This window comes from Nitrospira sp. BLG_2 (assembly GCF_049222245.1).
This window is the reverse complement of the sequence record NZ_JBLYIG010000389.1, coordinates 1-2,805: the sequence shown is the minus strand read 5'-3', so window position 1 is coordinate 2,805 and position 2,805 is coordinate 1. Positions and strand designations below refer to the sequence as shown.

At 56.9% G+C, this 2,805-nt stretch carries 3 protein-coding genes; all 3 read right to left on the bottom strand.

The features are described 5' to 3' along the window. Positions 1-626: hypothetical protein (locus tag ACOSYY_RS10775; protein ID WP_421662357.1), on the bottom strand; the 626-nt coding region annotated here is incomplete at its 3' end. Beyond that, positions 623-1,912: a carboxylesterase family protein gene (locus ACOSYY_RS10770; protein WP_421662356.1), complete on the bottom strand. Its 1,290-nt coding sequence runs from the start codon at positions 1,910-1,912 to the stop codon at positions 623-625. The genes ACOSYY_RS10775 and ACOSYY_RS10770, both read right to left, overlap by 4 nt. Further along, a partial coding sequence (gene ribD / locus ACOSYY_RS10765) for a bifunctional diaminohydroxyphosphoribosylaminopyrimidine deaminase/5-amino-6-(5-phosphoribosylamino)uracil reductase RibD (protein ID WP_421662355.1) occupies positions 1,909-2,805 on the bottom strand: 897 nt, incomplete at its 5' end. The genes ACOSYY_RS10770 and ribD, both read right to left, overlap by 4 nt.

The window sequence follows — 2,805 nt, the reverse complement described above, 5'->3', positions numbered from 1 at the left end:
GTTGTTACAATCTTGGAAACAAGCGGATGCAGAAGGGACGCCACCCCTGAAAGAAAACGATTATCCAATTTGGTGTACGCAACCAATGTGCTGTCCGTCGATTCATTGCCGTTCACATCTCGCTTAACAACTGTCCTCAGGAAGACGGCCGCTTTTCCCGTCACGCGGGGAAGCAATCGGCTTTCATGAGTTCCCTCGAGAAAGTAGATGCGGGACGTGGCATCCTCGTACACCAACTCAACGATGCCTTTCGTCCCCTCGCCGTCATCGCCCCAGAAGCGGCCGGGACTTCGAGTTTCCGCACGATAGAGACCAAGATGCAGACGCCGGATCATATCCGCAGTGAAGGGAGGATGATCCAGCAGATGCCGATACATCGATTCGGAGAGAGCGGTTCGAATCGGCCCAACCTTGCTTGCAGTCGTATAACTCTGGATGATGGCTTGCAGTGCACACGTCCAGACCGGATCCACTGGCTCGACGGGGAATGTGAGCCCGGCATGATCGGGAGACAACGTGCATGCTTCCGACCGGCCATAGCAGGCAGACGCAAGAACCCCCAAACCGATCCAAACAACGAGCATATGTGTCGCAGGACCGGTCCGGAACCGCCATGCGGAGATCATGAAGCCGGCTTCGCTACGGCAATCGTGAGTTGAACGGGAAAGAGCCGCTCAGGATCTTGTCGTAGTCTGGCTTGTCTCAACAAGGTTTCGACCGATGGTGACACGGTTCCTTCGAACGAGAGACGGCCGTTCGTCACCACCGTGAGCGGCTTGGAGAAGTCGATCAATTGCTCGTTCAAGAATACGCTATACCGCTGAACGTGCACCGCCTTGACCTCGATACGATTGCTTCCGGCAATCGAGGCGTCAAGCCTGGCATAAACCCGCCGCTTGATTCGTTCGTCGCGTTTGTCCACCAAATCTTCTGAAAACACCGCGATCGGATCGGTCGCGTCGAGGCGGACCCAGTTGAATGGTTGGAAATGGCTGCCGTCACGCACGACGGTCAGGCTGGTCGGCAACGCTTCACGGCGCTGACGATTGAACCAGGCGACAAGATCCGGCAACTCATCTCTTGGGAAATAATGTCCGCCTGCCATGGGATGCTCACGCTGATGCTCGCGGTACACATATGGGTAGCCAAGCACGTCCAACTCTCGGGCGATCGAGCGGCTCAGGTCCACCGGCATCACCTGATCCTTGGCGCCATGAATGATATAGACAGGCGTGTTTCGAAGGTTCGCTAAGAACGGCATCAACACATCATCCAGTCCGCTCGCCATGGGCGCGAGGCCTGCAAACAACGGCGCATGATGCGTCCCGATCAGCCATGCACCAATCCCGCCGTTGGACATGCCCGTGAGAAAAACACGGTCGGGGTCGACATGATACCGGCGCTCAGCTTGCCGGATCGTCTCCAGCACCAACTCCTCGGCGCGCCTTGTAAACCACGCGCCGGATGGATACGTGGGACACGCCAATAGATAGTGCTCACCCAACCGTGGTCGCCATCTCTCCAAATATTCCCCACCGGTAAAACCGAATCCATGCAGACACACGACTAAGGGATAAGCCCTCGAAGCTTGGTACGTCGGTGGAACGAACAGGGATAGCCGGTACGTCTGTCCACGGATCACGATCTGTTCATCGGGGACATTCCCCACAGGTTGGTCCTGATAGACTCGTTCGGCCTTTATGATGCGAGAGACTGTTTCGACGGACACACTCTTGTCGGAGAGGATACGCTGCAATAACCGACCGGCTTCATCACTGTCAGGAGTCTCTATGTACCGGACGACGAGCGAAGCCAGACTCTCGACGACCGGTTCCGGTACCTCTGTAGCGTCAGAGTTCGCTCCACTACTGAGAACTACCGTCAGGGCGATGAATCGTATCCAGGCGATCACAGATCCCCTTCCACCACCACGTCATCACCGATGGACCGTGTCATGACATGCTGCACCTTGATCGCACCAGCAAGCCGAGCCGGACTCTCTCCCCCGATCACTCCCTTGGCATCCCGGCCGCCGAGAAGCAGCGGTGCCACGTAGAGACGGATGTGATCCACCAACTTTGCTTTCAGCATCGCCGCATTGACCTCGCTCCCTCCCTCCACGAGTAAGGACATGATACCGCGCCGACCAAGCTGGTTGAGCAGAGCAGGGAACGAAACACGGCCCTGTATGGCGGGCACCGTGAGAATCTCGATTCCCTTCTTCTGGAGCGCCGATCGCCGGGCCGCCGGGGCCGCGGCGGTTGTGGCAATAATCGTTTTGGCCTTGTCCTGCAGTGATAACGCCTGTGACTTGAGGGGGATTCGCAGACGACTATCTACGATAATGCGAAGAGGCTGCCGTCGTGCTAATTTATCCAATCGCGGTCCTGTTCTGGTTGTCAGTGATGGATCATCAGTGAGAACTGTTCCGACTCCAATCAGTATGGCATCCATGGTACCCCGAAGTTGATGGACTTCTTGACGGGACGGTTCACCGGTAATCCATCGCGACTCGCCTGTAGCCGTGGCCAGCTTTCCATCAAGCGTCATCCCAGCTTTAAGCGTCACATAAGGACGTCCGGTTTTCATCCAATGACAATATGATTTGTTCAGCTCTTCGGCCTCGGAGCTGGCAACTCCAACCGTGACGGAGAGCCCGGCCCGTCTGAGCGCTGCGGCACCTTTTCCCTTTACCGATGGATTTGGATCCGGCATCGCGGCCACCACACGGCGGACGCCGGAGCGAAGGATTTCAGGGACACAAGGGGGAGTCCGCTTCTTGAGATGACAACAGGGCTCAAGCGT